This window comes from Archangium violaceum Cb vi76, from assembly GCF_000733295.1.
Taxonomy (GTDB): Bacteria; Myxococcota; Myxococcia; order Myxococcales; family Myxococcaceae; genus Archangium; species Archangium violaceum.
Map to the genome: position 1 here is coordinate 1 of NZ_JPMI01000389.1, position 25016 is coordinate 25016.

Genomic DNA, 25016 nt, shown 5'->3' on the forward strand with positions numbered 1-25016 from the left:
TATCCGGGCCCGTTCTTCAACCTGTGGCCCTCAGTGTGGGCAGTGGGTTCAACCCGGGATGCGTGGCACCCTCACCCCGTCCCTCTCCCGGAGGGAGAGGGGATATCCATCAGTGTGAGCCGCCGGCCTCTCCGAGGTCGAACTCGGGCACCTCGAACTCCGGCTTGAGCCGCTGCAGCACCTTGGCGAAGGCCTCCTTGTCCTGCGCCTTCTCCATCGCCGCCTCCGGAGTAATCGTGTTGGCGGCCACCAGCTTCTCCAGGTGCATGTCCAGCGTCTGCATGCCCAGGTTCTGGCTCGCCTGCATCTTGCTCGCGATTTGAAACACCTTCCCCTCGCGGATCATCGCCGCGATGGCGCTGGTGCCGATGAGGATCTCCAGCGCGGCCACGCGGCTCTTGCCGTCCGCGGTGCGGATGAGCTGCTGGGCGACGATGCCGGCGAGGCCCTCGGCGAGCATGCCGCGCACCTGGGGCTGCTCCTCGGCGGGGAACGAGTTGATGATGCGGTCGATGGTGGCCGGCGCGCTGTTGGTGTGCACCGTGGCCATCACCAGCACGCCGAAGCTGGCCAGCTGCAGCGCCAGCTTCATCGTCTCGTTGGTGCGCAGCTCGCCGATGAGGATGACGTTGGGGTCCTCGCGGCCCGCCGAGCGGATGGCGGTGGCGAAGTTGGAGGCGTGGATGCCCACCTCGCGGTGCGTCACCTGGGACTTCGCCGACTCGTGCACGAACTCCACCGGGTCCTCGATGGTGAGGATGTGCGCCGGGCGGGTGTGGTTGATGTGGTTGATCATCCCCGCCAGGGTGGTGGACTTGCCGCTGCCGGTGGGGCCGGTGACGAGCACCAGGCCGCTGCGGCGCTCGGCCAGCTTGCGCACCACCTCGGGGGTGTTGAGCTCCGCCAGCGACAGCACCTTGCTCGGAATGGTGCGGAAGACGGCCGCGATGCCCGTCGTCTTGTAGAAGTAGTTGGCGCGGAAGCGCGCCCGGGTGCCGTAGCTGTAGGCGAAGTCGAGGTCGAGGTCCTCCGTTATCTGCCGCTTCTGCTCGGGGCTGGTGAGCTCGAAGAGCATCGCCTCCAGCTCCGGCTGGGTGAGCAGGGCCTCGCGCAGGGCGGTGAGCTCGCCGCGGATGCGCCCCAGGGGCGGGTGGCCGATGCTCAGGTGCAGGTCGCTCCCCTTGTTCTCCAGGAGCTTGTCGAAGAGGGCGGCGATGCGCGGCGCGGTGCTCATGGTCAGGCGCTCTTCCGGTTGAGGAGGTTGCCCATCTTGGACAGCAGCTTGCCCCCGTCCGGCGAGGGCGGGCCCTCGGGAGGCGCGCCGGGCCGCTTGCCCGTCACCACGGCCTCCAGCTCGTCGGGGCTCTCGGCATAGGCCCTGGCGATCTCCAGCGTCGTCTTCCCGGAGCGCACCAGGTCGGCGAGCGAGTCGTCGAAGCGGACGATGCCCAGCGACTTGCCGCGCTGCTGCAGGGAGGGAATCTGGTACGTCTTGTTGTCGCGGATGAGGTTGCCCAGGGCCACCGAGCCCGGGAGCAGCTCGGCGGCGACCACCATGCTCTGGCGGTCCGCGCTGGGCAGCAGCCGCTGGCTGACGATGAGGCGCAGGCTGCTGGCGAGCGTCATGCGCACCTGGGCCTGGTCCCCCGGCGGGAAGAGGTCGATGAGCCGGTCGATGGTTTTCGCCGCGCTGGGCGTGTTCATCGTGGAGACGAGCAGGTGGCCCGTCTCGCTGGCGGACAGCGCCATGCGCACCGTCTCGGTGTCGCGCAGCTCGCCCACGAGGATGACGTCCGGGTCCTCGCGCAGGCTGCCCTTGAGGGCGGTGGCGAACGTCTTGGTGTGGGTGCCCACCTCGCGCTGGCTCAGCAGCGCCCTCCTGCGCGGGTGGAGGTACTCCACGGGGTCCTCCACGGTGAGCACGTGGTGGGACGTCTCGCAGTTGATGCGGTTGACGATGGCCGCCAGGGTGCTCGTCTTGCCGTGGCCGGAGGGGCCGGTGACGACGATGAGGCCCTGGTGGTGGTGGGTGGCCTTGGCGATGTCGACGGGCAGGCCGAGCGACTCGAGGGTGGGAATCTCGCGGGGGATGAGGCGGAAGCAGCCCTTGTAGCCGGTGCGCTGGCGCGAGACGTTGACGCGGAAGCGGCCGGACTGCCCCAGGTCCAGCGAGAAGTCACAGCTCCCCTCGCGGTCCAGCACCGGGCGCAGGCGCTCGGGGATGTGCGGCAGCAGCATCGTCTCCACCGTCTCGGGGAGCAGCGGGTCTCCGTGGGGCAGCAGCTCGCCGACGAGGCGGAAGAGGGGAGGGCGGCCGGCGACGACGTGCAGGTCGCTCGCGCCCACGGTGCGCGCGTCCTCCAGCAGCATCGTCAGGTTGCGCGCGGACTCCGGCCGCACGACGAGGCGCGGGGCCGGGGGCACCTCGGCCACGGGCTCGGGCGCGGGCGGAGGGGGCTCGGCGGGCGGTGCCGCGGGCGCGGGCGTCTGCTTCTCGGTGGGGAGGATCTGCACGCCCTTGGACGGCTTGGGGGACGCGGGGCGCGGGGCGCTGGGCGCCGACGTGGCGGGAGCGGGAGGCCGGGGCGTGGGCGCTCCGGCCTGGGCGGGCTCGGTCCGCACGACGCGCACGTTGAGCACGTCTCCCCGGCGCAGGGCTCCGACGACGACGGGGCCCAGGCCCTCCAGGCGCAGCGCCCACTGGCTGGGCTTGTCGGAGACGGTGGTGGCCCGGGCCTCTCCCACCAGGGTGCTCAACATCCCCTGCACCCCCTCCACCGTGAGGGGGGTGGGCGCCAGCGCCTCGAAGGCACCGGTCGCCAGCTTCACCATGGGGTTCCGCCCGGAGATCAGGGCGAGCTCCACCGCGCCCGGGCGGGTCAGGTGGCGCATCAACTCCGTGAGGGTCTTCATGCCCGGCTCCTCCTTCTTCCAGTCCCGGGGCGATGGCCCCCCCCGGGAGCGCGGTGCAGCATAGCCGCGAATTGCCACGAATTCTGGAAAGAGGACGACCGGCGCGCCGCCGGGCCCTGGAGCGGGCGAGGGGGCGGCACGAGGGGCCTTACAATAAGGAAGCGCCCGGCTCGGGCCCTCGGGGAGGGTCCAGGCCGGGCGCTTTCAGGAGAGGGAAGGGGCCCTGGAGGACGCGGCCCTCTTCCCCTCCCGGGGCACTCCTCCGCTCACAGCTCGCGAGACATGAGGAGGCGCAGCTTGCCGGACTTCTTGGACACCACGGTGGCCACGGTGGTGAAGCCCGCGTTGCGGTAGAAGCTCACCGCCGGGGCGTTGGCCGGGTCCACGCGCAGGGCGATCGTCTTGCGGAACATGTCCCGCGCCACCTGCAGCCCCTGGTTGAGCACCGCCTGGCCCAGGCCGCGCCGGCGCAGCTCGGGGCGTACCACGATGTTGCGCATGTAGGCGGCGCCGGGCACCGGACCGTCCCGCTCCACCGTCACGTAGCCCACCACCTGGCTCTGCACCTTGGCCACGTGGATGAACGGCCGCAGCGCCGTCAGCGACTTGAGGCTGTCCTCCATCGTCTCGCCGCGGCTCTTCCAGGGCTCCGAGCTGGAGCGCAGGGCGGCCACGGACGCCATGTCCTCATCGGTCGGGACGGAAAACTTCACCGCCGGCGCCAGATCGTTGGGCAGGTTGGCCATGTCCGGCACTGGTATCGCGGCCACCTCCACGCCCGGGTCCACCCGCTTCATCGTCATGCCTTGCTCCTCCATTGCGATACGATCCTAACCGCTTCACCGGGGCCCATGCACGCGCTGGGTGCGGCGCACATTTCCCCCCATAAGGGGGAGAGCCGGACTTTTCCAAACTGCGCATGGGCTGCCGGCATTCCAAGGCCGCCCGCTCCCGCCTCATCCGGGGGTTTTCGCTCGGGTATGGTGGGGGGCGGCTTTCAATGCTGAACACCTTTCACTATAAAAAACCGTCCGCCTGGGGCGGGATGGCCCACCCTTCCTCCTCCCACTCGGCAGCCTGAGCTCCGCACGTGCAACTCAACCACGCCCAGCGCGAACTCACCCTGAAGATCGTCTACTACGGCCCAGGGCTGAGTGGGAAGACGACGAACCTGCGTGCCATCCACGCGCGGGCCCGGCCGGAGGCTCGCGGCCGGCTGCTCAGCGTGGAGACGCACGAGGACCGTACGCTCTTCTTCGATCTGCTTCCGGTGTTCTTCACCAGCAGCTCGGGCTTCAAGGTGAAGCTCAAGCTCTTCACCGTGCCGGGACAGGTGGTGCACGACGCCACGCGGCGGGTGGTGCTGCAGAACGCGGACGCGGTGGCCTTCATCGCCGACAGCCGCCGCAGCGCCTCCGCGGAGAACAACGCCTACTGGCGCAAGCTCCGGGCCAACATGAGGGAGATCGGTCTGGACGCGACACAGGTGCCGGTGGTCATCCAGTTCAACAAGCGGGACCTGCCGGACGCGCAGACGGACGCGGAGCTGGACGAGGCCCGCAAGAAGGGTGGGGAGCCGGTGGTGGGGGCGGTGGCGCTCCGGGGTGAGGGCGTGATGGAGACGCTGCACGTGCTGCTGCAGTCGGCGTGGCGCAACCTGGACGAGCGCGCGCGGCTGTCGCGCAACATCAGCCTGACGGAGAAGGAGTTCCTCACCCACATCTTTCAGCAGATGGACCTGACGGGCACCAGCCTCGAGTCCCTCTATCCGACTGCAGCAGGGAGGCCGCGATGAGCGCCGACAAACCAGGCGCCGTGGGCAGCGGGCCAGAGCACGCCGGCTCGGTGCTCCAGCGGAAGGCCTCGTTGGTGGACATGTTGGATCCCCTCAGCTTCGGGGACGTGGTGGACAGCCTCGGGGAGCTGTACCGGGTGGGCATCCGGGTGCTGGACGAGCGGGGCCGGACGCTGGCGGACGCCAAGGGGAGCAACGGGGACTTCTGCGGTTTCGTGAACACCACCGCGCAGGGCCGCGCGCGCTGCACCGCGCTGGTGGCGCGGTTGAACGAGGGGCCGCTGACGCCCACGCAGGGCGCGCAGGTGCTGCCCGGGACGAGCCCGTTGGGGGGCGAGCTGCTGGGGCAGCCGTGCTTCACCGGCCTGCGCTACGTGGTGCTGCCGGTGCAGTGGGAAGGGGACGTGCTGGGGCGGGTGGTGTTCGGGCCGTTCGCGCCGGAGGAGCTGGCGGACGTGCCGGTGGCGCTGGCCGAGCTGGAGGGGCTGGAGCTGGAGCGGGCTCGCGAGCTGCTGGCGCACGTGGGGCGGCAGAGCGAGCACCGGGTGGTGAAGATGCTGGCGCACGTGGCCCAGGTGCTGGCGGCGCTGCTGGCGTCCGGTCAGAAGGCGTACCTGACGGGGCAGCTGCACCTCGAGGCGATGCTGGAGACGCAGCGCGACCTGGAGGCGCAGAACGCGCAGTTGATGCGGCTCAACCAGCGGTTGAAGGAGGCGGACCGCATCAAGTCGAGCTTCCTGGGGACGGTGAGCCACGAGCTGCGCACGCCGCTGTCGTCCATCATCGGCTACTCGGAGATGCTGGCCGAGGGGCTGGTGGGCGCGCTGAACGCGGAGCAGATGCAGTTCGTGCGCACCATCATCGAGAAGGGCAACACGCTGCTCAAGCTCATCTCCTCCATCCTGGACATGAGTCAAATCGAGGCGGGCAAGGTGCGGCTCGCCTTCGAGTGGGTGGACGTGCAGGAGCTGGTGGAGAGCTCGCTGACGAGCGTGATGCCGCAAGCGCAGCGCAAGGGCCTGACGGTGAAGGTGCATCTGCCGGAGGTCGCTCAGCCGCGGGTGGTGGCGGACCGGGAGAAGCTGAGTCAGGTGGTGGTGAACCTGCTGGCCAACGCGGTGAAGTTCACGCCGGGCGGTGGGCAGGTGGAGGTGAGGTTGTCGGCGCATGGTCCGCAGCCGGGCCTGGTGGGCGAGGGCTACCGCATCGAGGTGGAGGACACCGGGGTGGGGATTCCCCTGGACCAGCGCGAGCGCATCTTCCAGAGCTTCTACCAGGTGGACGACAGCCCGACGCGCGAGTACGGCGGAGCGGGGTTGGGGCTGGCGATCGTGAAGAGCTACGTGGAAGGGCACGGCGGGCAGGTGTCGGTGACGAGCGAAGTGGGGCAGGGCTCGTGCTTCCGGGTGGTGTTGCCGAAGGAGCCGCCGTTGTCGGGGCACGGGCCGGCCTACATTCCGCCGCCGATCGACACGGATCCCGAGCGCTTCTGAGCCGCCTCGGCCCATCCGGTCCAACGATTCCAATGGGTTGGATGGGCGTTGGGGGGGGATTCGGCACTTACATTCCGGGCGGACGCAACACTTTGATTCTGGAATCGAGAATGGAAGTAACCCCCCCGCCACACCCTGGGCCCCGATCATGAAGATCCAGAACGACTTCTCCCGGACCGCCGTCTCCCGTCTTCCCGATGCGAAGCCCCCTGTCGCGGCGGAGGTGAAGAGCAACGAGCTCTCCCAGCCCACCGCCACCCCGTCCACCGGCTTCGACCCGGCGTCGAGCTTCGCGTCGCAGACCAATGCCCCCGTGAACCTGACCGGGGCGCTGCGTGAGCCGCGGAAGACCGGTCCGGTGGCCCTCGACAGCGCCGCGGGCCAGGCCGCCATCCAGAAGACCGTGGACTTCCTCCAGCAGCAGGGCCCCGCCGCCGCGAGCGCCCGCGGCCTGATGGCCAGCCCGGGCGTCGCCGCCTCGGACTTCGCGCCGCGCACCGTGGAGCAGGACGGCCTGGGCATGACGCACGTGCGCATGGACCGCGTGAGCGAGGGCACCCGCGTGTTCGGCGAGCAGGTCGTCGGCCACATCAACTCCTCCGGGAAGATGGACAGCGTCACCGGCGATGTCGCCCCCATCCCCCCCGGCCTGGGCAGCGCACCGACGAAGCTGTCCGCCGAGGCGGCGCTGGCTGTCGCGCAGCAGGACTTCGCGGGCAGGACGGACCGTCAGCCCACCTCCGAGCGCGTCATCTTCAAGGGGGACGACGGCCAGTACCGCGCCGCGTACCACGTGCAGTTGAGCAACACGACGGACGTCGGTGAGGGCAAGCAGCCCCGCCGGATGAACTACCTGGTCGACGCCAACAGCGGAGAGCTCCTCGAGAAGTACAACCAGATGGGCGGCTTCGAGCACGAGCACGCGCACGCGCATGCTTCCGGTACGAAGACCCCGGGCAGCGCGCCCGCCACCCCGACGGACGTCCCCACCAACGGCCTGGCGGATGACACCTCGCAGTACAGCGGCAAGGTGCAGCTCGACAGCACGAAGAACGCCGACGGCACGTACACCCTGGCGGACGAGTCCCGTGGCGAGGGGGTGGTGACCCGCGACGCGCTCAACCGGAACCCGGACACCACCTCGACCAAGAACGCCCCCATCACCGACGACAACGACATCTGGGGCGAGGCGACCGACCCGGCGCGCAACAAGGACGCGGTGGACGCCCAGTACGGCGCGCAGACCACCTACGACTTCTACAAGGAAGTGCTCGGCCGCGACTCCATCGACGGCAAGGGCGAGAAGCTCATCTCCGACGTGCACGTGGGCACCCACTTCGCCAACGCCTTCTGGGACGGCGAGAAGATGAACTACGGCGACGGTGACGGCCAGACGTTCGGCTCGCTCACCACGCTGGACATCGCGGGCCATGAGATCAGCCACGGCCTGACCGAGCGCACCGCGGGCCTCCAGTACCGCAACGAGTCCGGCGCCCTCAACGAGGCGATCAGCGACATCATGGGGACCGGCGTGGAGTGGTTCGCCAGCCAGAAGAACGAGGCGGTCAAGTTCGACTGGACGGTGGGCGAGGACACCTTCACCCCGCACAACGGCGACCCCACCGACGGTCTGCGCGACATGAGCGACCCGACGAGCGATGGCCAGTCCCCGGACCACTACTCGAAGAGATACAAGGGCACCCAGGACAACGGCGGCGTGCACATCAACTCGGGCATCCCCAACAACGCCTTCTACCTGCTGTCCGAGGGCGGCAAGAACCGCACCTCCGGCACCGAGGTGAAGGACGGCATCGGCATCGAGAAGAGCCTGAAGATCTACTCCCGCGCGCTCAGCTTCTACATGACGCCGACCACCAACTTCGCCCAGGCGCGCGAGGCCACCTTCAAGGCCGCCCAGGACCTCTACGGCAAGGACTCCACGGAGGCCAGGAAGGTGCTGGAGAGCTGGAGCGCGGTGGGCGTCGGGTAGCGCGGGCGAATTCTCCCTCATCGACCTCTTCCTCTCCCACTTCCCACGGGCGCGAGTGCCCGTGGGTCCGGGAGATGACTGCGCGGTCCTCGCTCCTTCTCCCCCCTCTTGAGCCCTCTTTTGCGACAGGCTCAGAGGGAGAGGGCCGGGGTGAGGGTATGCCAGGAGATGCGAACGATGAGGACTCGCCATTGGGTGGTGTGGTTCGCCCTGTCCGTGTTGTCCACGGGCTGCGCGTCGTTGACACCACCGCCCGGTCGGGGGACGCACCTGCGCTACTCGCCCCACGGGGCGGCGGTGACGATGGGGAGCCCGCGCAGCTCTGGGGACACCGGGGGGAGTGCACACGTCGGTGATGCAGCGGAGCTCGCTCGGCGGAGCGCCTTGGCGGCACACCTGTCGTTTGCCGGAGCCCTTGGCGAGGTATCCCGCTCCACCCGCCGCATCTCCTCGGAACTCTCCCGGCTCAAGACCAGCTCGGGGCTCGTCGGCCATTATCGCCGCGTGTTCGTCCCTTTCGTGGACCATGCCAGCCAGCAACTGCGCTGGATGGAGACCGGACTCGCCATGGCCACCCATCTCTCTACCCTGGCCTCGGAGATGGAGGACCCGGACATGCGACTGGCCCTGCTGCGTCTGGGCGGCCCCCGGCTTCAATCCGCCCTGCTGGGCTCCCTGCTGCTTTCAGTCTGGCTGGACCTACTCCTCCTGGCGGACGTGGTGCTCACGCAATGCCCTTCCTACAGTGTGGAGCGGCTGGCTGGGGAGATGGACCAACTGTGGACGATGCTCGGGCCCGCCATGACGGCGCTTGCCTCCCTGGAGCCGGTGCAGGTTGATGCCGCCGCCGCCGATCTTCCCGCGCTTGTCGGTCACCTCACCGGCGAATTCGCCGTGACCCGGGAGCGCGCGCTCAAGTCTGGCGAGAATCTCCAGAAGATACTGCTGGTGAAAGACCTCATCGAGTCGCTCGCCACGGCCTCGGTGATGAAGATGGCACTGCCACGGATGTGGGGGCCGGCCACTTCCGCCACGCTCGGCGTGGGCCTCATGGTGGGGGCTGACGGGGTGATGATGGGCACACGGCTGGTTGTCTCCGCCGAGTGGGTGGAGATGATGCGTCGGTTGGTGCAGGCGGGAGTCATCTCCCTGCCCGCTGTCAGCGCCGCCGTCCGGATTCACGCCGGGCAGCTGCTGATGTCTGAATCGAAGCGGGACCTGCCGCGGGGCGTACGCCAGGCGTTGGGCGATGGGCCCGAGGTGGGGGCCATGCGCGAGACTGGAAGAACAGGAGCGGGCATGGCCGAGCCACCTCGGCACCATGTCCTGCCGCAAGAGTTCCGTGAGTGGTTCGAGCAGCGCGGCTTCACGGGGGACATGAGGATCGACAAGTTCTGCGTCAGGCTGGAGGTGGCAAGACACCAGGCCATCCATGGCGGCGGCAACTGGCGTCTGGGTCGCACATGGCCCGGAGAATGGAACCAGATGATCATGAAGGCGCTACGAAGAGCCGAGACCCGGGCGGGCCAGATGTTGACGCCGCGCGAGATTCTAAAGGTCGTCGCGGAGTACATGACGGATTACGGCATTTCGATGAACTTCACCTCCTGCGGCGGACGATGAGCGACGGACGATCCTGGGATGGTCACTGGAAGGTGCGGCTGTACGAGCGGGTCCGTGAGCGGGGTTACGAGTCGCTCACGGCCTTCGCCGAAGCCCGGCCCACCGCTTCGTTATTGGCACTGGCCGAGGAGCTTGGCGAGAACGACCTCAACGCGGTGCAGGTGTTCAGCGGCCTGGTGGCCGAAGCGGAGCGGAGCCATCGGCTCACACGCCTGGTGCGCGGACAGCTCGTGCGCGAGCTCTCCGCCCATCTCCCGAACGGCTGGCCAGCCGTGCTGGATGAGGCCCATCGCTTCGATGTCGCTCATGCACTCGCCCGTTGGAGTACCTACACTCCGGAAACCCATGAGAAGCGCGTCGAGCAGGCCGGCGATGCGCTCCTCGCCTCGCCACCACCGCCTGGCTGGCGCCCACTCGGCCCGGATGACGCGTTGCTCCTTGCACTGCTGCCTGACGAGGAGGCCTGAGCTTTACCCTGGAGTGGAGCCGGGAGCCGCACACTCTCCTGGGAGAGGGCCGGGGTAAGGGTCTACCCTGCGCCGCGTGAGTCCAAAGGGTGCCAAGGCCGCGGGCGAATTCTCCCTCATCGAACTCTTCCTCTCCCACTTCCCACGGGCGCGAGTGCCCGTGGGCCCGGGAGATGACTGCGCGGTCCTCGCTCCTTCCCGGGGCGCGCAGTGCATCACCACGGACGCGGTGGTGGAGGACGTGCACTTCAAGCGGGCCTGGTACTCGCCGGAGGACATCGGCCACAAGGCGCTGGCGGTGAACCTGTCGGACCTGGCGTCGATGGGGGCGGTGCCGCGCTGGTTCGTCTGCGCGCTCGCACTGCCCCGGGACTTCCCGAGCCGCGCGCTCACCGGCATCGCGAAGGGCATGAGCGCCCTCGCCCGCGAACACGCCATCACCCTGGTGGGCGGCAACTTCACCTCGGCGCGCGAGCTGTCCATCACCCTCACCGCCGCGGGAGAGCTCCTCCCGGGCACCGCGCCCATCACCCGCGCGGGAGGCCGGCCCGGAGACGTGCTGTACATCTCGGGCACGCTGGGAGACGCACGGCTGGGCCTCCAGCAACTCCTGGCCGGCGCTCGCCGCTCCTCGGCCATCCTCCGCCAGAAGCGCCCCGTGCCCAGGGTGGCCCTGGGTCTGATCGCCGCGCGCTTCGCCTCGGCGGGGTTGGACGTCTCCGATGGCCTCGCGCAGGATCTCGGGCACCTGTGCACCGCCTCGCGCGTGAGCGCCGAGCTGGAGCTCGAGCGCCTGCCCCTCTCCCGGGCCGTCCGTGCCTCCCTGGGGAGCGAGGGGGCACTCGCGGGAGGAGAGGATTACGAGCTGCTCCTCGCCGTCCCACCTGAGCGCACCCAGGCCTTCGAGCGGGCCTGTCTCCGAGGGAAAGAGCCCATCACGCGCATCGGCCGGCTCACCCGGGGCGGGCCGGGACACATCCGTGACGCAGCCGGGCGAAGCCTGCGCCTGCCCGCTGGCTTCGACCACTTCCGGGGGGGTGGGCGGATTGACCGTTCCGGACGAGAGGGCTAAACCCGTACACCGTTGTCGTCGTCCCCCCGGAAAAGCCAAACCGTGCGCCGCCCTCTCCGCGACGATCCATCTCCCGGCCTCACTCCCCGCCGTGATCCCGTGCAGCGGCTGCTGCGCTCCGTGGATCAGCCCGGCACGGGGGGCCACGAGGTCTCCCTGCAGCTGAAGATCCTCACCGGCTATCTGATGATGGGCTGCGTGCTGACGGCGGCGCTCCTCATCTCCGAGACGCTGCTGGACTTCTACTGGCGCATCGGCATGGCGCTGGGCCTCACGCTGGGGCTGGCGCTGATCCTCCCGCGCTACCTGGCCCGCGTGACGCGCGTGCGCGTGCTGTCGCGCTCGGCCTTCGAGATCTCCCAGGGCGACCTCTCCAAGCCGCTCGTCGTCGAGCCGCCGCGCGCCCTGCGCCGCGATGAGATCGACGAGCTGGCCATGGCCATCCGCCGCATGCAGGAGAACCTGCGCGACCTGGTGGGCAAGATCCAGGACACCGCCAAGAGCGTGGCCGACACCGCCAAGGACCTGCAGGGCTCGGCCGAGAACGTCAACGCGACCAACGAAGAGGTGGGCTTGTCCATGGACAAGATCGCCCAGGGCGCCGAGACGCAGTCGCAGCTCGTCGGCAAGACGTCCAAGGTGATTACGGAGATGGCCGGCAGCATCCAGCGCACCGCGGCCAGCGCCGAGGACGCCGCCCGCACCGCCGCAGAGACGAGCAGCGCGGCCGAGAACGGCAGCAAGGCGGCGCTCCTGGCCGGCGAGAAGGTGAAGAAGGTCTTCAATCGGATTGAAGCCGCGAGCCAGCAGGTGTTCGCCTTCGGCGAGAAGACGCAGGAAATCTCCAAGATTGTCGACGCCATCACCCAGGTGGCGCAGCAGACGAACCTGCTGGCGCTCAACGCCACCATCGAGGCGGCGCGCGCGGGCGAGTACGGCCGCGGCTTCGCGGTGGTGGCCGACGAGGTGCGCAAGCTGGCCGAGAGCGCGGGCCGCTCCGCCGAGCAGATCTCCCGGCTGGCGCGCGACATCTCCGGCCAGTCCACCTCCGTGGTGAGCGCCATGAAGGAGGGCATCGAGGAGCTGGCCGAGGGCCGTGAGGATCTCACCGGGATTGTCCGCTCCATGAGCGCCATCACCGACACCGTGCGCAAGGTGGCCGAGAAGGTGCACCTCATCTCCGAGAGCGCCCGCGAGCAGCTCAAGGGCAGCCAGGAGATGGTCAACGCCACCGAGGAAATCTCCCTGGTGGCCCGCAACAACGCCGCCTCCACCGAGGCCATCCAGGCCGTCATCCAGGATCAGACGGACGCCATGGTGCGGATGACCTCGCTGGCCAGCGAGCTGACCAACCTCTCCATCGAGCTGCAGAGCGTGGTGCGCAGCTTCCGGTTGAACGCCTGAGTGTCGTCCAGCCTGAATCCTCCTTCTCCATGAATTTCCCCGAACCCCAGGCTTGCTGATAGAAAGTCGGCTCTGTGCGGCATGTCATCTTCCGGGTGGAGAAGGAGCGCTACGGGCTACCGCTGGCCGCGGTGAAGGAAGTGGTGGTGCCCCCGGAGCGCTTCACCCGGGTGCCCCGGGCGCCAGCGGCGGTGACGGGGGTGATGAACCTGCGGGGGCGGGTGGTGACGGTGGTGGAGCTGCGCCAGTTGTTGGGCCTGCCGGATGGGCCCACGCCCTCGGGCCGGGTGGTGTTGTTGGAGCGGGGGCGGAGGGACCTGGGCCTGCTGGTGACGGATGTGGATGGAATCGAGGCGGTGGAGCGGGTGAGCGCCGCTCCGGGCAAGGCGGTGCCGGCGGTGCGTGGGGTGGCTCGCTTGAAGGGTGTGGCGGTGACGGTGTTGGATCCAGAGGGGCTGGATTCCGCGGTGGTTGGACTCTTCACCGCGGCTCAACAGAAGTGAGTAGCCGCCTGAAATGGGCGGATGGTAGTGTCCGCGGCCCTCTCGGGGCCTTTCGCGGAGGCGGAGCTGCACATGGCTAAGCGGGTGCTGGTCGTCGACGATGCCATCTTCATGCGCAACATGATCAAGGACATCTTCGCGTCCGGTGGCTTCGAGGTCGTCGGAGAGGCGGCCAACGGGCTGGAGGCCGTGGAGAAGTACAAGGATCTGAAGCCGGATCTCACCACGATGGATATCGTCATGCCGTTCAAGAGCGGCATCGAGGCCACGCGGGAGATCATCAAGTATGACGCCAACGCGGTCGTCATCATGTGCTCGGCGCTGGGCCAGGAGAGTCTGGTGATGGAGGCCATCGAGGCGGGCGCCTCGGACTTCATCGTGAAGCCCTTCCGGGCCGAGGACGTGCTGGCCGTCGTGAAGAAGGTATTGGGCGAGGGCTAGCGCCCCGTCCCGGAGAGCTGTCGTGCGCCACCGAGGCCGGACATGACGATGGACATGTCCCGCTACCTCGGCCTGTTCCTGACCGAGGCGAGCGAGCACCTGGAGGGGCTGGGCAGGGATCTCGTGCAGCTGGAGCGCGAGGGAGCCCCCGCCGTGGTGGACTCCATGTTCCGCCACGCCCACTCGGTGAAGGGCATGGCCTCGTCCATGGGCTTCGAGTCCATCGCCGTGGTGGCCCACCGGGTGGAAGACCTGGTGGACGCCATCCGCCAGGACCCCGCCAAGCTGGAGCGCTCGCTGGTGGACCTGCTGCTGTCGGCCACCGACGTGATGCTCGCCCAGGTGCGCGCCGTGTCGGAGAGCAAGCCGCCGGATGACGCCTCGTCGCTGCTCGGCCAGTTGGCGGAGAAGGTGAGTGCCGTCACCGGCCGCACGCCCGGCGCCACGCGGGTCATCAACCAGGCGAAGGCCAGTCCTCCCGCCGCGCCCGCTCCGGTGACCGCCGCCGCGCGTGTGAGCCCCCAGGCCGTCGAGGCCCCGCCTCCTCCCGCGTCCGAGCCCGCCGCCGAGGCCCGGGTGGCCGCCGTGGTGCCGCCGTCCGAGGAGGGGGCCGCGAAGACGGCGAAGCGCTGGGCGGTCCGGTTGCGCATCGCCCCCACCTGCCAGACGCCGGGCGTGCGCGCCTTCCTGGTGCACAAGCGGCTGACGGGCCTGGGCACGTTGCACGGCCTGCAGCCCCCGCTGGAGGACCTGAAGGCCGGCCGCATCCCCGAGGGCAACATCCAGGTGGAGCTGGAGACGGCCGAGGGCGAGGAGGCCATCCGCAAGGCGCTGCGCAACGTGGCCGAGGTGGAGCTCGTCTCGCTCAAGCCGGCGGTGGTGGCGCCTCCGCCCGCGCCCGTCCCCGCGGCTTCCGGCCTCGTGCCCGCCGAGGCCCCGCGCGCTTCCAACAGCGCGGACGCGACGGCTCGCACGGTGCGCGTGCGCACGGAGCTGCTGGACTACTTCCTGGACACCGTGGGCGAGCTGCTGCTGGCCACCGCGCGCCTGCGCGAGCTGGGCAAGGTGCTGCCGGAGAACTCCCGTCCTCCCATCGAGGAAGGCGTCTACCGGCTGCACACGCTGGTGAAGGACCTGCACGACAAGGTGATGAGCGCGCGCATGACGCCGCTGTCGCTCATCACCGACCGGCTGCCCCGCGCCGCGCGCGACATCGCCCGGCGCCGCGAGCGCGAGGTGGACCTCGTCATCACCGGCGCGGAGATCGAACTGGACCGGGCCATTCTCGACGAGCTGGCGGATCCGCTGCTGCACCTGCTGCGCAACTGCATCGACCACGGCCTGGAGTCGCCGGAGGATCGCGTGGCGGCGGGCAAGGGCGCGCGGGGCCGCGTGCTGGTGTCGGTGCGGCGCGCGCGAGACCGCGTCGTGGTGGAGATGGAGGACGATGGCCGCGGCATGAACGCGGCGAAGCTGAAGACGGCGGCGGTGGCCCGCGGCGCCCTCAGCGCGGAGGCGGCGGCGCGGATGACGGACCGCGAGGCCTTCATGCTCGCATGCCTGCCGGGCGTGTCCACCGCCCAGGACGTGTCGGAGATCTCCGGCCGCGGCGTGGGCATGGACGCGGTGAAGCGGGTGGTGGAGAACGTGGGCGGGACGCTGGAGATTGAAAGCGAGCTGGGCCGCGGCACGCGCTTCACGCTGCGGCTGCCGCTGACGGTGGCGGTGGTGCACCTGCTGCTGGTGGCCGTGGGCGACGAGGTGTTCGGCCTGCCCATCGCCAAGGTGGTGGGGGCCATGGAGGCGGACAGCGAGCGGCTGGACCGCAGCCGGGAGATGCCGCTGCTGCCCCACGGACAGGGACTCCTGCCGGTGTACGGGCTGGATGAGCTGACCGGCGTCCAGGCGCCGCCGCGCAAGGGCGTCCGGCCCTTCGTGGTGATGGAAGGAGACGCGGGTCGGGTCGCGCTCGCGGTGGATGGATTGGTGGGGCAGGAAGAGGCGGTGCTCAAGCCGCTGTCCCGTCCTCTGGACTTGCTGCCGGGCCTCTCGGGAGTGACCATCCTGGGAAGTGGCCGCCCGGTCTTCATCCTGGACGTGCCGAGGTTACTGTCCGCGTGAGCCCTTCCCCGAGCGACATTCAGCTGGACGCCCTCCGCGAGGTGGCCAACATCGGCTGCGGGCACGCCGTCAACGCGCTCGCGCGGCTGGTGGGAGGCCGCACGGTGAACCTGTCCGTGCCCCGCGCCCTGCTGGCGGCGGCCGCGGAGGTGGCCGAGATGCTGGGCGGCGCCGAGGCCCCCGTGGTGGCGGCGAAGCTGGGCATGGAAGGCCAGCTGCGCGGCGTGCTGCTGCTGGTGCTGCCCCGCGAGGACAGCGCCGCCCTGGAAGCGCTGCTGCTCCGGCGTCAGGACGCGCCAGCCGAGGAGCGCGAGAGCGCGCTGTCGGAAGCGGCCAACATCGTGGCGAGCGCGTGCCTCTCGGCCATCGGGACGCTGACGGGTTGGAGGCTGCTGCCCTCCGTGCCGGAGCTGGTGCGCGGCGCGGCGGGCCTGGTGGTGTCGCGGGCCGTCACCGAGGCGCAGGGCGGTGATCGCGTGGTGGTGCTGGAGACGCGCTTCTCCGCGGTGGGCGTGCCCTCCGTGTCCGGCCAGGTGCTGCTGGTGCTCGAGCGCGAGAGCTCCAGGGCGCTGCTCTCCCGCCTCGGCGTGTAGAGCAACCGGGCAGCCGTTCCTCCCGTGTCCGCTTGCGGACCCCAGGGGCCCTCGTCACCTTCCTCCGTGGGGCGCCCTTTCACTCGCCCCGGGGAGGCAGGCGGGCATGAGGAAGATCGTCTGGGGCGCGTTGGCGGGCGCGTTGGTGCTCGCGGGTTGCAGGACGGACAGCACCGTGGCGATGCGAAGCGGCTCGGGCGCCGAGGGCCCCGTCGCGTCGAATCCCTATTCGTTCGAGCGCGGCTTGACCATCGATGGCACCGTGACCCGCGACTACGCGGACGTGCTCGTCATCAAGGACAAGTGGGGCCAGCCCCGCTACCTGCGCCTCAACGACCAGACGCGCTACTACCAGGATGGGAAGCTGATTGGCCGCGAGTACCTGGCCCCCGGCTCCACCGTGCGCGCCTCCTTCGACGACAACTACCGCGAGATGATTGCCCAGGAGATCACCGTCGTGAACGACGTGGGCACGGCGGACCCCCTCCAGCTCCCGGAGCGCACCACCCCCAACCCGTATTGACACGGTGCGCCGTAAACGCCGGACCCTCCTTCCCGTCACCCGCACATGACGTGACGTGACGGGGAGTAAGGGTTCACTTTCCAAAGCGGGTGTGAAACAGTCCCGCGCAATGGTTGAGTCGTCGCCTCGTCATCCCCCGGACAGACGCGCGAACAGTCGTCATTCACTCGTCACTTCCCTGTTGCTCCTCCCGCTGGCGCTCGCGGGCTGCGCTCACCCGCAGCAGCCGGCTCCCCGGGAGCCCAGCCCGGAGGTGAGCACGGCCGCGCCCGCTCCGGCCGCGCCCGAGGCTCCCCCGCCCGCTCCGGCTCCTGCCCCGGTGGCCGCGCCCGAGCCGCCCGCGCGCCGCTGGGCCGACGAGGTCCTCTACTTCGTCGTGTTGGATCGCTTCGCCGACGGTGACACCACCAACAACGTCAAGGTGGACAAGAAGGCCCCGGGTGCCTTCCACGGCGGAGACCTCAAGGGCCTGCGCGAGCAGCTCGACGAGCTGTCCTCCCTGGGCATCACGGCGCTGTGGCTCACACCGGTGGTGAAGAACATCGACGGCTTCGTCACCGGCGCCGGCTTCCCGGACTGGGGCTACCACGGCTACTGGGCGGAGGACTTCCACCAGCTCGATCCGCGTTTCGGCACCGAGCAGGAGTTCAAGGCGCTGGTGGACGCATGCCACGAGCGGGGCATCCGCGTGCTGCTGGACGTGGTCTACAACCACCCCGGCTACAACTCGCGCTACCTCGAGGCCCCCGAGACGAAGGGCTGGCTGCGCTCGGAGGAGAAGGGCACCTGCGGGCAGGATGATGTGACGAGCTGCGTGTCCGGCCTGCCCGACTTCAAGACGGAGCAGCCCGAGGTGGCGAAGTACCTGCTCGACGCGCAGATTGCGTGGGGCAAGCGCTCGGGCGTGGACGGCTTCCGCCTGGACACGGTGAAGCACGTCGACCATCCCTTCTGGCAGGAGCACCGCCGCCGCACCCGCGAGGAGCTGGGCAAGGACTTCTTCCTGCTCGGCGAGGTGTGGGGCGGGGACCGCGAGTCGTTGGACCCGTGGTTCGTCAACGACGAGATGGATGCCGGCTTCGACTTCGGCTTCCAGGGCAACGCGCTCGCGTGGGCGCTGGGGCGCGGGCGCACCGTGGCCTTCGACGCGTACCTCCGCTCGCGGCACAAGGTGCGCAAGGGCTACCACCTGTCGCACTTCCTGTCCTCGCACGACGTGCCCGGCCTGCTCTTCCAGCTCCAGGGCGACACGTCGCGCTTCCGGCTCGCGGCGGCGTTGCAGCTCACCACCTCCGGCATCCCCGTCATCTACTACGGCGAGGAGGTGGGCCGCCCCGGCGGTGACTGGCCCGCCAACCGCAGTGACATGCCGTGGGGCTCGCGCGCCGTGCAGCCCGGCGCGGGCCTGCCTCGCGACGAGGCCCTGCGCGCCTTCTACCAGAAGCTCATCGCCGTGCGCCGGGCCCACCCCGCGCTCTCGCGTGGCACCCACAAGGGGCTCGCCACCGACGGCGACGTCTACACCTTCCTCCGGCACGACGCGGAGTCGGGTGACGCGGTGGTGGTGGCGGTGAACCGCGGTGTGAAGAAGGCGTCCGCTTCGTTCCCCTGGCCCGAGGCCTGGAGCGGTGCGGACGCGGAAGATCTGCTCGACGGGGGCCGCCTCCCGGCCGCTCCGGCGCTGGACGTCTCCGTCGAGCCACTGTCCGTCCGCATCCTGGGCCGGGCGCGATGAACTGGATGCAATCCCGAGTGGAGAGAGCCTGAGATGGCCGGAGTCGTTTTCAAGAATGTCGCCAAGCGGTACGGAGACGTGTCCGTCATCGAGGGGTTGGACCTCGACATCCGCGACCACGAGTTCATGGTGCTGGTGGGCCCCTCGGGTTGCGGCAAGTCCACCGCGCTGCGGATGATCGCCGGCCTGGAGGAGATCTCCGGCGGCAACCTCTCCATCGGTGAGCGCGTCGTCAACCAGCTGCCGCCCAAGGATCGCGACGTCGCGATGGTCTTCCAGAACTATGCGCTCTACCCGCATATGACCATCCGGGAGAACCTCGAGTTCGGCCTGAAGATTCGCAAGACGCCCAAGCCGGAGATGGACCGGCTGGTGAACGAGGCGGCGGAAATCCTCGGCATCACCCACCTGCTGGAGCGCAAGCCCAAGCAGCTCTCCGGTGGCCAGCGTCAGCGCGTGGCGCTCGGCCGCGCCATCGTGCGCAAGCCGGCGGTGTTCCTCTTCGACGAGCCCCTCTCCAACCTCGACGCCAAGCTGCGCGTGCAGATGCGCTCGGAGATCAAGAAGCTCCAGCAGCGCCTCGGTGTCACCTCGGTCTACGTGACGCATGACCAGATCGAGGCCATGACGATGGGCCACCGCATCGCGGTGATGAAGGACGGCAAGCTGCAGCAGCTCGGCACCCCGCTGGAGGTGTACGAGCGCCCGGCCAACGTCTTCGTGGCCCAGTTCATCGGCTCGCCGCCCATGAGCTTCACCTCCGCCACGCTCTCGGCCAATGGCGAGGTGCTCGAGGGCGACGGCTTCAAGCTGCCCGTCCCCCAGAGCCTGCGCCCGGTGACGGCGGGCAAGGGCGGCCGCGAGCTCAAGGTGGGCATCCGCCCCGACCACATCCTCTCCCCCTCGGCCACCGCTCGCGGTGAAACGGCTTCCCTGGAAGTGAAGGTGGAGCTCGTCGAGCCACTCGGCAACGAGGTCATCGTCCACTCGCGCCTGGCGGAGAACGCGCTGGTCTTCCGGCTCCCGCCCCAGCACACTCCGGAGACCGGCGCGAAGATGGCGGTGGTCATCGAGCTGGAGTCGCTGCACCTCTTCGACGCCGAAACCGAGCAACGTCTGTCCGTCTAGTCCGAGTCCCTCCTACCCCTCAGGAGCTCCCGACATGAAGAACCTGCGACTGATGATCGCGGCCATGGCCCTGTGTGCCCTCGGCCTGCTGTCCACGCCCGCCTCCGCCCAGCCCAAGGAGCTCGTCCTGTGGCACGGCTACCGCGCCGAGGAGAAGGCCGCGCTGGAGAAGGTGCTCAAGCAGTTCAACGACGCCAACAAGGGCATCGTGGTGAAGCCGCTGGCCGTGCCGTATGACGCCTACGCGGACAAGATTTCCGCCACGGTGCCGCGCGGCAAGGGCCCGGACCTCTTCATCTTCGCCCAGGACCGTCTGGGGGGGTGGATCGAGGCCGGCAACACGGTGGAGCCCATCGACTTCTACCTGGATGACGCCGTCCGCAAGCGCTTCATCCCCACCACGATGGAGGCGATGACCTACCGCGGCACCGTCTACGGCCTGCCGCTCAACTACAAGGTCGTCACGCTCATCTACAACAAGAAGCTCGTGCCCGTGCCGCCCAAGACGAGCGGCGAGCTGGTGACGATGGCCAAGAAGCTCACCGACAAGAAGGCGGGCCGCTTCGGGCTGGCCTACTCGTACGGCGACTTCTACTACCACTCGGCGCTGATGAACGGCTTCGGCGGCGGCGTGTTCGGCCCGGGCACCACGCCCACGCTCAACTCGCCGCAGAACGTGAAGTCCGTGGAGCTGATGATGAAGTGGGCGGAGAAGGACGGCATCCTGCCCGCCGAGCCCTCCAGCGCGCTCATCACCTCGCTCTTCAACGAGGGCAAGGCGGCCATGGTGTTCTCCGGCCCCTGGTTCCTCGGGGAGATCGCCAAGAGCGTGGACTACGGCCTCGCGCCGCTGCCCACCCTGGACGAGGCCGGTGGCAAGCCCATGCGCCCGTGGATGACGGTGGAGGGCGTGTACATCTCCGCTCCGTCGCAGAACAAGGACGCCGCCTTCGAGGTGGCGAAGTTCCTCACCGACTCCGCCGCCGCCAAGGTGCTCGCGCTGGAGGGCCGCCAGAGCCCCGCCAACCAGGGCGTGTACTCGGACCCGAAGATCGCCGGCGACGCGCAGCTCAAGGCGTTCCGCGACCAGGTGGAGGTGGCGGTGCCCATGCCCAACGTGCCGGAGATGACGATGGTCTGGTCGCCGGCCACCTCGGCGATGAACGGCATCCTCAAGAAGGCTTCCACCCCCAAGGCCGCCCTGGACGTGGCCCAGAAGGCCGTGGCCAAGGACGTGGCCGGTCTGCGCAAGAAGTGAGGCACTGAGTGAGCACGACGGCCCCCCAGCGTTCCGGCGGTGAGTCCGCCGCCCCCGCGTCCTCCGGGCGCGGTGCCACCGATGCCCTTCACCACGCGGGCACTCCCCCCGGGGGTGCCCAGGGCCATGCACCGCGCCGCATGCGGGTGCTGGTGGGGCTGTCCCTCGCCCTCGGCCTGTCCCTCGTGCTCGCCCAGGGGCTGCTGGCCAAGGCCCTGGAGACCGTCGCCACCGAGCGCGCGGACCGTCAGGCCTTCGTGTCCCTGCGTGCGCTGGAGGACCTCGTCCAGCGCGCGGGGGGCAAGGGTGATTCCGTCCGCGCCGTGGTGTCCGCCTGGCAGCAGCAGCTCCCGGCGGGCAGCGCGGTGCGGGTCATCGCCTTCTCGGGCATCCAGCTCGAGGCCTCCACCTTCCCCGAGGACAAGGACGACCGCGCGGCGCCGCGCCGGCTGTCGCGCGAGGAGAAGCCCCTCTACGACCGTGGCCAGCGGCTGCGCGCCGCGGTGGAGACCAACCGCGAGGAGGGCACCGCGCGCAAGCTGGAGGTGGAAGCCGAGGCGCTGCCCAACGGCGGGCGTCTGCTGAGCGCTCCGGTGGAGGTGGACGGCTCCGTGGTGGGCCTGGTGGAGCTGGCCACGCCCCCGCTGAAGGCACCGCTCGTCCCCAGCAAGGGCGCGCTGGCGATGTGGCTGCTGCTGCCGCTGGCGCTGTGCGCGGGCGCTTCCTTCGTGGTGCGCAAGCAGGGCCTGCTCGTCATCGCCTCGGTGGTGGCGCTCGTGGCCGGCGTGGGCGGCTACGCCTCGTATTCACTGGGCATGCTGGACGCCCAGGTGCGTGAGACGCAGACGCTCGTGGCCGGGCAACTGCGCGCCATGTCCGAGCGCGCCCAGGCGGTGATGGCCGAGCGGCAGCTCGCCGCCGAGCCGGCGCTCCAGCCCGGCAACTGGGACGCGGATCAATTCCGCCGTCCGCTCGGACTCGTCACGCCCGCGGGCGCGGTGAACGAGGCGGCGGTGGCGGCGCGCGTCGCCGAGCTGCGCTCGGGCGCGAGCCGGGCCCTGGGTGGCCTGGGCGCGCTGGCGCTCGCCGTGCTGCTCTTCATCGGCATGGGCGGCCTGGCCCGCACGGTGGAGACGGTGGTGGAGCACCGCACCGCGTACGCCTACATCGCCCCGGCGATGGTGGGCATGGTGGTGCTCGTCTTCTTCCCGTTCTTCTACGGCATCACCCTGTCCTTCACCGACTCCAACCTCTACAACACGGGGCAGTCGATCACCGACATCTGGGTGGGCCTGCGCAACTACGTGGAGATTCTCGGCGACTTCAGCATCGCCAAGAGGGCGCAGGACGGCTCCATCGTCTTCAACTACCTCAACTTCTATTACACGCTCTTCTTCACCGTGGTGTGGACGGTCACCAACGTCACCATCGGCGTGACGGTGGGCCTGGTGCTCGCCCTCATCCTCAACGTGCAGGGGCTGGCGCTGCGCCCGGTGTACCGCGTGCTGCTCATCCTGCCGTGGGCCATGCCCAACTACATCACCGCCCTCATCTGGAAGGGCATGTTCCACCAGCAGTTCGGCGTGGTGAACCATGTCATCCGCATGTTCGGCGGCCAGGGGCTCGCCTGGTACGACACCCCCGTCAGCTCCTTCCTCACGGTGCTCGCCACCAACGGCTGGTTGAGCTTCCCCTTCATGATGGTGGTGTCGCTCGGCGCGCTCACCTCCATCCCCGCCGAGCTCTACGAGGCCGCCCGCGTGGACGGCGCCTCGCGCTGGCAGCAGTTCACCGCGATTACGCTGCCCGCGCTCAAGCCCGCGCTCGTCCCGGCCATCATCCTGTCGGTGGTGTGGACGTTCAACCAGTTCAACGTCATCTTCCTGGTGACGGAGGGCGAGCCGAGCAACTCGACGGAAATCCTCGTCACCCAGGCGTACAAGTACGCCTTCCAGCGCTACCGCTACGGCTACGCGGCGGCGTACTCCACCGTCATCTTCGGCATCCTGCTGCTCTACAGCGTGGTGCAGAATCGCGTGTCCCGCGCCACGGAGGCCGCCTGATGTTCTCGCGCCGCGAAGGGGTTCCCCACTGGCCGCTGCACGTGCTGCTGGTGCTCTTCACCCTCTTCACCCTCTACCCCATCCTCTGGGTCATCACGATCGCCCTCTCGGGCAAGCAGAGCCTGGCCATCACCACGCTCCCCGAGGCGCCGTCGGTGATGGACCGCGTCCGGGCCGTCACGCCGTGGCCGGAGACGCTGTCCTTCTCCAACTTCAGCTCGGTGATGACGGATCAACCCTTCGCCCAGTGGATGCTCAACAGTGCCATCATCGCGCTGGGCACCACGGTGGTGGGCGTCTTCCTGGCCTGCACCGCCGCCTACGCCTTCAGCCGCTTCAAGTTCGCCGGCCAGCGCGCCGGCATGATGGCCTTCCTCGTGTCCCAGATGTTCCCGGGCACGCTGATGCTCATCCCCCTCTACATCATCCTCGTGCAGTGGCTGGGCCTGGGCAGCTCGCGCTTCGGCCTCATCATCGTCTACGCCACCACCTCCATCCCCTTCAGCGTGTGGATGCTCAAGGGCTACTTCGACACCATTCCGAAGGAGCTGGAGGAGGCGGCCGTCATGGAGGGCGCCTCGGCGGGGAAGATCTTCTGGACCATCATCCTGCCGCTGGCCAGGCCCGCGGTGGCCGTCACCGCGCTTTTCTCCTTCATGACGGCGTGGAACGAGTTCATCCTCGCCGCCACCTTCATGGACCAGGAGACCATGTACACGGCGCCGGTGGGCTTGCGCTTCTTCGTGGGCGGCTTCTCGCAGCAGTGGGGCTACTTCGCCGCCGGCTCCATCATCGTGTCCATCCCGGTGGTGGTCCTCTTCCTCTTCCTCCAGAAGTACCTCGTCTCCGGCCTCACCGCCGGCAGCGTCAAGGGGTAGTCCGCAGTCCCTCAGCGCAGTTCCCTCAACCCGGAGAATGCAATGAAGACCTCGCGTCTCGCAGTGCTCTCGCTGGCCGCCGCCCTCCTGGGCGCCCCCGCCCTCGCCGCGGACAAGGTGTCCTTCAAGGACCCCACCGGTGACGACAACGGTCCCGGCGCCTACAAGTACCCGACCGACTCCGTGTACAAGCGCGGCTCGTTCGACCTGACGGACTTCACCTTCGAGAAGAAGGGCAAGAAGGCCGACGTCACCCTGGGCTTCAACACCACGCTCGAGGACCCCTGGAAGATGGGCAGCGGCTTCTCCGTGCAGATGGCCTTCATCTTCATCGACACGGACGGCAAGGAGGGCAGCGGCTCCACCGACGCTCCCCCGGGCCTCAACGTGAAGTTCGCCCCCCACAACGCCTGGGAGAAGGTCATCATCATCTCCCCGCAGAACTCCGGCCGCGTGAAGGCCGAGGTGGGCAACAAGGCCAGCGCCCTCAAGGACAACATCATCGTCCCCACCCGCACCAAGGGCTCGGGCCGGAAGATCAACGCCACCGTGGACCTGGAGGGCCTCGAGGGGGACCCCTCTCAGTGGGGCTTCCAGGTGGTGGTGCAGTCCAACGAGGGCTTCCCCGCGGGCGGTGATCTGCTCACCCGCAAGGTGAACGAGTACGAGGGCCAGCACCGCTTCGGCGGCGGCAACGACAACGACTGTGACCCGCACGCCATCGACGTGCTCGCCGGCGAGGGCAAGGGCGAGGCGTCCGAGGTGAAGGCCCAGCACGACATGCTCAGCTACGAGTGCGCCGAGGATGGCGCGGCGAAGAAGCCGGCCACGCTGACGATGGTGGGTGGCACGGCCAAGGCCGCTCCCGCTCCCGCCCCGGCTCCGGCTCCGGAGCAGAAGTAGTCCTACCCAGGTTCACGCATTTCCGCCGGATGCTCGAGCGGACGGTGATGAGCCGTCCGCGCCGGCGGCCGGGAAGCCCCCGCTTCCCGGTTCGGCTGCCTAACGGAGGGGAA

General features: G+C 69.2%; 21 protein-coding genes. 18 read left to right on the forward strand and 3 right to left on the reverse strand.

Features of this window, described 5'->3' with window-relative positions; translation table 11 throughout:
* Positions 1–109 precede the first annotated feature (109 nt).
* The 3 genes from Q664_RS47495 to Q664_RS47505 all read right to left on the reverse strand — a co-directional run bounded on the left by Q664_RS47495 (position 110) and on the right by Q664_RS47505 (position 3716).
* Positions 110–1234, reverse strand: a complete 1125-nt coding sequence (locus Q664_RS47495) for a type IV pilus twitching motility protein PilT (RefSeq protein WP_043412883.1) — start codon at positions 1232–1234, stop codon at positions 110–112.
* A 2-nt stretch (positions 1235–1236) separates the two neighbouring features.
* The gene (locus Q664_RS47500; RefSeq protein ID WP_043412885.1) at positions 1237–2913 is read right to left on the reverse strand and encodes a type IV pilus twitching motility protein PilT; all 1677 of its coding nucleotides are present in this window, start codon (positions 2911–2913) and stop codon (positions 1237–1239) included.
* A gap of 266 nt (positions 2914–3179) precedes the next feature.
* Positions 3180–3716 carry a GNAT family N-acetyltransferase gene (locus Q664_RS47505; RefSeq protein ID WP_043412936.1) on the reverse strand — a complete coding sequence of 179 codons (537 nt, stop codon included), beginning with the start codon at positions 3714–3716 and terminating at the stop codon, positions 3180–3182.
* A 287-nt stretch (positions 3717–4003) separates the two neighbouring features.
* On the opposite strand from Q664_RS47505, the gene Q664_RS47510 reads away from it, so the two are divergent.
* From Q664_RS47510 to Q664_RS47595, 18 genes are all read left to right on the forward strand, one after another.
* The gene (locus Q664_RS47510) at positions 4004–4708 is read left to right on the forward strand and encodes a GTP-binding protein (protein ID WP_043412887.1); all 705 of its coding nucleotides are present in this window, start codon (positions 4004–4006) and stop codon (positions 4706–4708) included.
* A complete protein-coding gene (locus Q664_RS47515; RefSeq protein ID WP_043412889.1) occupies positions 4705–6201 on the forward strand; it encodes an ATP-binding protein in 1497 nt (498 codons plus the stop codon). Before Q664_RS47510 ends, Q664_RS47515 begins: the two co-directional genes overlap by 4 nt.
* A gap of 148 nt (positions 6202–6349) precedes the next feature.
* A complete protein-coding gene (locus Q664_RS47520; RefSeq protein WP_043412892.1) occupies positions 6350–8191 on the forward strand; it encodes a M4 family metallopeptidase in 1842 nt (613 codons plus the stop codon).
* A gap of 177 nt (positions 8192–8368) precedes the next feature.
* On the forward strand, positions 8369–9814 hold the full coding sequence (locus tag Q664_RS47525; RefSeq protein WP_235217161.1) for a DUF2380 domain-containing protein: 1446 nt from the start codon (positions 8369–8371) through the stop codon (positions 9812–9814).
* The gene (locus tag Q664_RS47530; protein WP_043412893.1) at positions 9811–10281 is read left to right on the forward strand and encodes a hypothetical protein; all 471 of its coding nucleotides are present in this window, start codon (positions 9811–9813) and stop codon (positions 10279–10281) included. The genes Q664_RS47525 and Q664_RS47530 overlap by 4 nt, the downstream gene beginning before the upstream one ends.
* A 76-nt stretch (positions 10282–10357) precedes the next feature.
* A complete protein-coding gene (gene thiL, locus Q664_RS47535) occupies positions 10358–11353 on the forward strand; it encodes a thiamine-phosphate kinase (protein ID WP_043412896.1) in 996 nt (331 codons plus the stop codon).
* 42 nt (positions 11354–11395) lie between these two features.
* Complete coding sequence (locus tag Q664_RS47540) at positions 11396–12757, forward strand: methyl-accepting chemotaxis protein (RefSeq protein ID WP_043412898.1); 1362 nt, start codon at positions 11396–11398, stop codon at positions 12755–12757.
* 74 nt (positions 12758–12831) lie between these two features.
* On the forward strand, positions 12832–13260 hold the full coding sequence (locus Q664_RS47545; RefSeq protein ID WP_043412900.1) for a chemotaxis protein CheW: 429 nt from the start codon (positions 12832–12834) through the stop codon (positions 13258–13260).
* 72 nt (positions 13261–13332) lie between these two features.
* Positions 13333–13701 carry a response regulator gene (locus Q664_RS47550; RefSeq protein WP_043412942.1) on the forward strand — a complete coding sequence of 123 codons (369 nt, stop codon included), beginning with the start codon at positions 13333–13335 and terminating at the stop codon, positions 13699–13701.
* 42 nt (positions 13702–13743) lie between these two features.
* Positions 13744–15822, forward strand: a complete 2079-nt coding sequence (locus tag Q664_RS47555; protein ID WP_043412902.1) for a chemotaxis protein CheA — start codon at positions 13744–13746, stop codon at positions 15820–15822.
* Positions 15819–16415, forward strand: a complete 597-nt coding sequence (locus tag Q664_RS47560) for a chemotaxis protein CheC (protein ID WP_043412905.1) — start codon at positions 15819–15821, stop codon at positions 16413–16415. The genes Q664_RS47555 and Q664_RS47560 overlap by 4 nt, the downstream gene beginning before the upstream one ends.
* A gap of 106 nt (positions 16416–16521) precedes the next feature.
* On the forward strand, positions 16522–16938 hold the full coding sequence (locus tag Q664_RS47565) for a hypothetical protein (RefSeq protein WP_043412907.1): 417 nt from the start codon (positions 16522–16524) through the stop codon (positions 16936–16938).
* 253 nt (positions 16939–17191) lie between these two features.
* On the forward strand, positions 17192–18673 hold the full coding sequence (locus Q664_RS47570) for an alpha-amylase family glycosyl hydrolase (protein WP_043412944.1): 1482 nt from the start codon (positions 17192–17194) through the stop codon (positions 18671–18673).
* Between the two features lie 33 nt (positions 18674–18706).
* Positions 18707–19801, forward strand: coding sequence for an ABC transporter ATP-binding protein (locus tag Q664_RS47575; RefSeq protein ID WP_043412910.1), 1095 nt, complete (start codon positions 18707–18709; stop codon positions 19799–19801).
* Between the two features lie 34 nt (positions 19802–19835).
* Positions 19836–21059 carry an extracellular solute-binding protein gene (locus Q664_RS47580; RefSeq protein WP_052519599.1) on the forward strand — a complete coding sequence of 408 codons (1224 nt, stop codon included), beginning with the start codon at positions 19836–19838 and terminating at the stop codon, positions 21057–21059.
* 8 nt (positions 21060–21067) lie between these two features.
* Positions 21068–23122, forward strand: coding sequence for a carbohydrate ABC transporter permease (locus Q664_RS47585; protein ID WP_235217162.1), 2055 nt, complete (start codon positions 21068–21070; stop codon positions 23120–23122).
* Positions 23122–24000, forward strand: coding sequence for a sugar ABC transporter permease (locus Q664_RS47590; protein ID WP_043412914.1), 879 nt, complete (start codon positions 23122–23124; stop codon positions 23998–24000). Before Q664_RS47585 ends, Q664_RS47590 begins: the two co-directional genes overlap by 1 nt.
* Positions 24001–24042: 42 nt before the next feature.
* A complete protein-coding gene (locus tag Q664_RS47595) occupies positions 24043–24903 on the forward strand; it encodes a glucodextranase DOMON-like domain-containing protein (RefSeq protein WP_052519600.1) in 861 nt (286 codons plus the stop codon).
* Positions 24904–25016: the final 113 nt, after the last annotated feature.

Excerpts from the sequence above, each read along its gene's own strand:
- Q664_RS47495 (WP_043412883.1), bottom strand. The coding sequence starts at position 1,234 with ATGAGCACCGCGCCGCGCATCGCCGCCCTCTTCGACAAGCTCCTGGAG.
- Q664_RS47500 (WP_043412885.1), bottom strand. The coding sequence starts at position 2,913 with ATGAAGACCCTCACGGAGTTGATGCGCCACCTGACCCGCCCGGGCGCG.
- Q664_RS47505 (WP_043412936.1), bottom strand. The coding sequence starts at position 3,716 with ATGACGATGAAGCGGGTGGACCCGGGCGTGGAGGTGGCCGCGATACCA.
- Q664_RS47515 (WP_043412889.1), top strand. The coding sequence starts at position 4,705 with ATGAGCGCCGACAAACCAGGCGCCGTGGGCAGCGGGCCAGAGCACGCC.
- Q664_RS47520 (WP_043412892.1), top strand. The coding sequence starts at position 6,350 with ATGAAGATCCAGAACGACTTCTCCCGGACCGCCGTCTCCCGTCTTCCC.
- Q664_RS47525 (WP_235217161.1), top strand. The coding sequence starts at position 8,369 with ATGAGGACTCGCCATTGGGTGGTGTGGTTCGCCCTGTCCGTGTTGTCC.
- Q664_RS47530 (WP_043412893.1), top strand. The coding sequence starts at position 9,811 with ATGAGCGACGGACGATCCTGGGATGGTCACTGGAAGGTGCGGCTGTAC.
- Q664_RS47550 (WP_043412942.1), top strand. The coding sequence starts at position 13,333 with ATGGCTAAGCGGGTGCTGGTCGTCGACGATGCCATCTTCATGCGCAAC.
- Q664_RS47555 (WP_043412902.1), top strand. The coding sequence starts at position 13,744 with ATGACGATGGACATGTCCCGCTACCTCGGCCTGTTCCTGACCGAGGCG.
- Q664_RS47565 (WP_043412907.1), top strand. The coding sequence starts at position 16,522 with ATGAGGAAGATCGTCTGGGGCGCGTTGGCGGGCGCGTTGGTGCTCGCG.
- Q664_RS47575 (WP_043412910.1), top strand. The coding sequence starts at position 18,707 with ATGGCCGGAGTCGTTTTCAAGAATGTCGCCAAGCGGTACGGAGACGTG.
- Q664_RS47580 (WP_052519599.1), top strand. The coding sequence starts at position 19,836 with ATGAAGAACCTGCGACTGATGATCGCGGCCATGGCCCTGTGTGCCCTC.
- Q664_RS47590 (WP_043412914.1), top strand. The coding sequence starts at position 23,122 with ATGTTCTCGCGCCGCGAAGGGGTTCCCCACTGGCCGCTGCACGTGCTG.
- Q664_RS47595 (WP_052519600.1), top strand. The coding sequence starts at position 24,043 with ATGAAGACCTCGCGTCTCGCAGTGCTCTCGCTGGCCGCCGCCCTCCTG.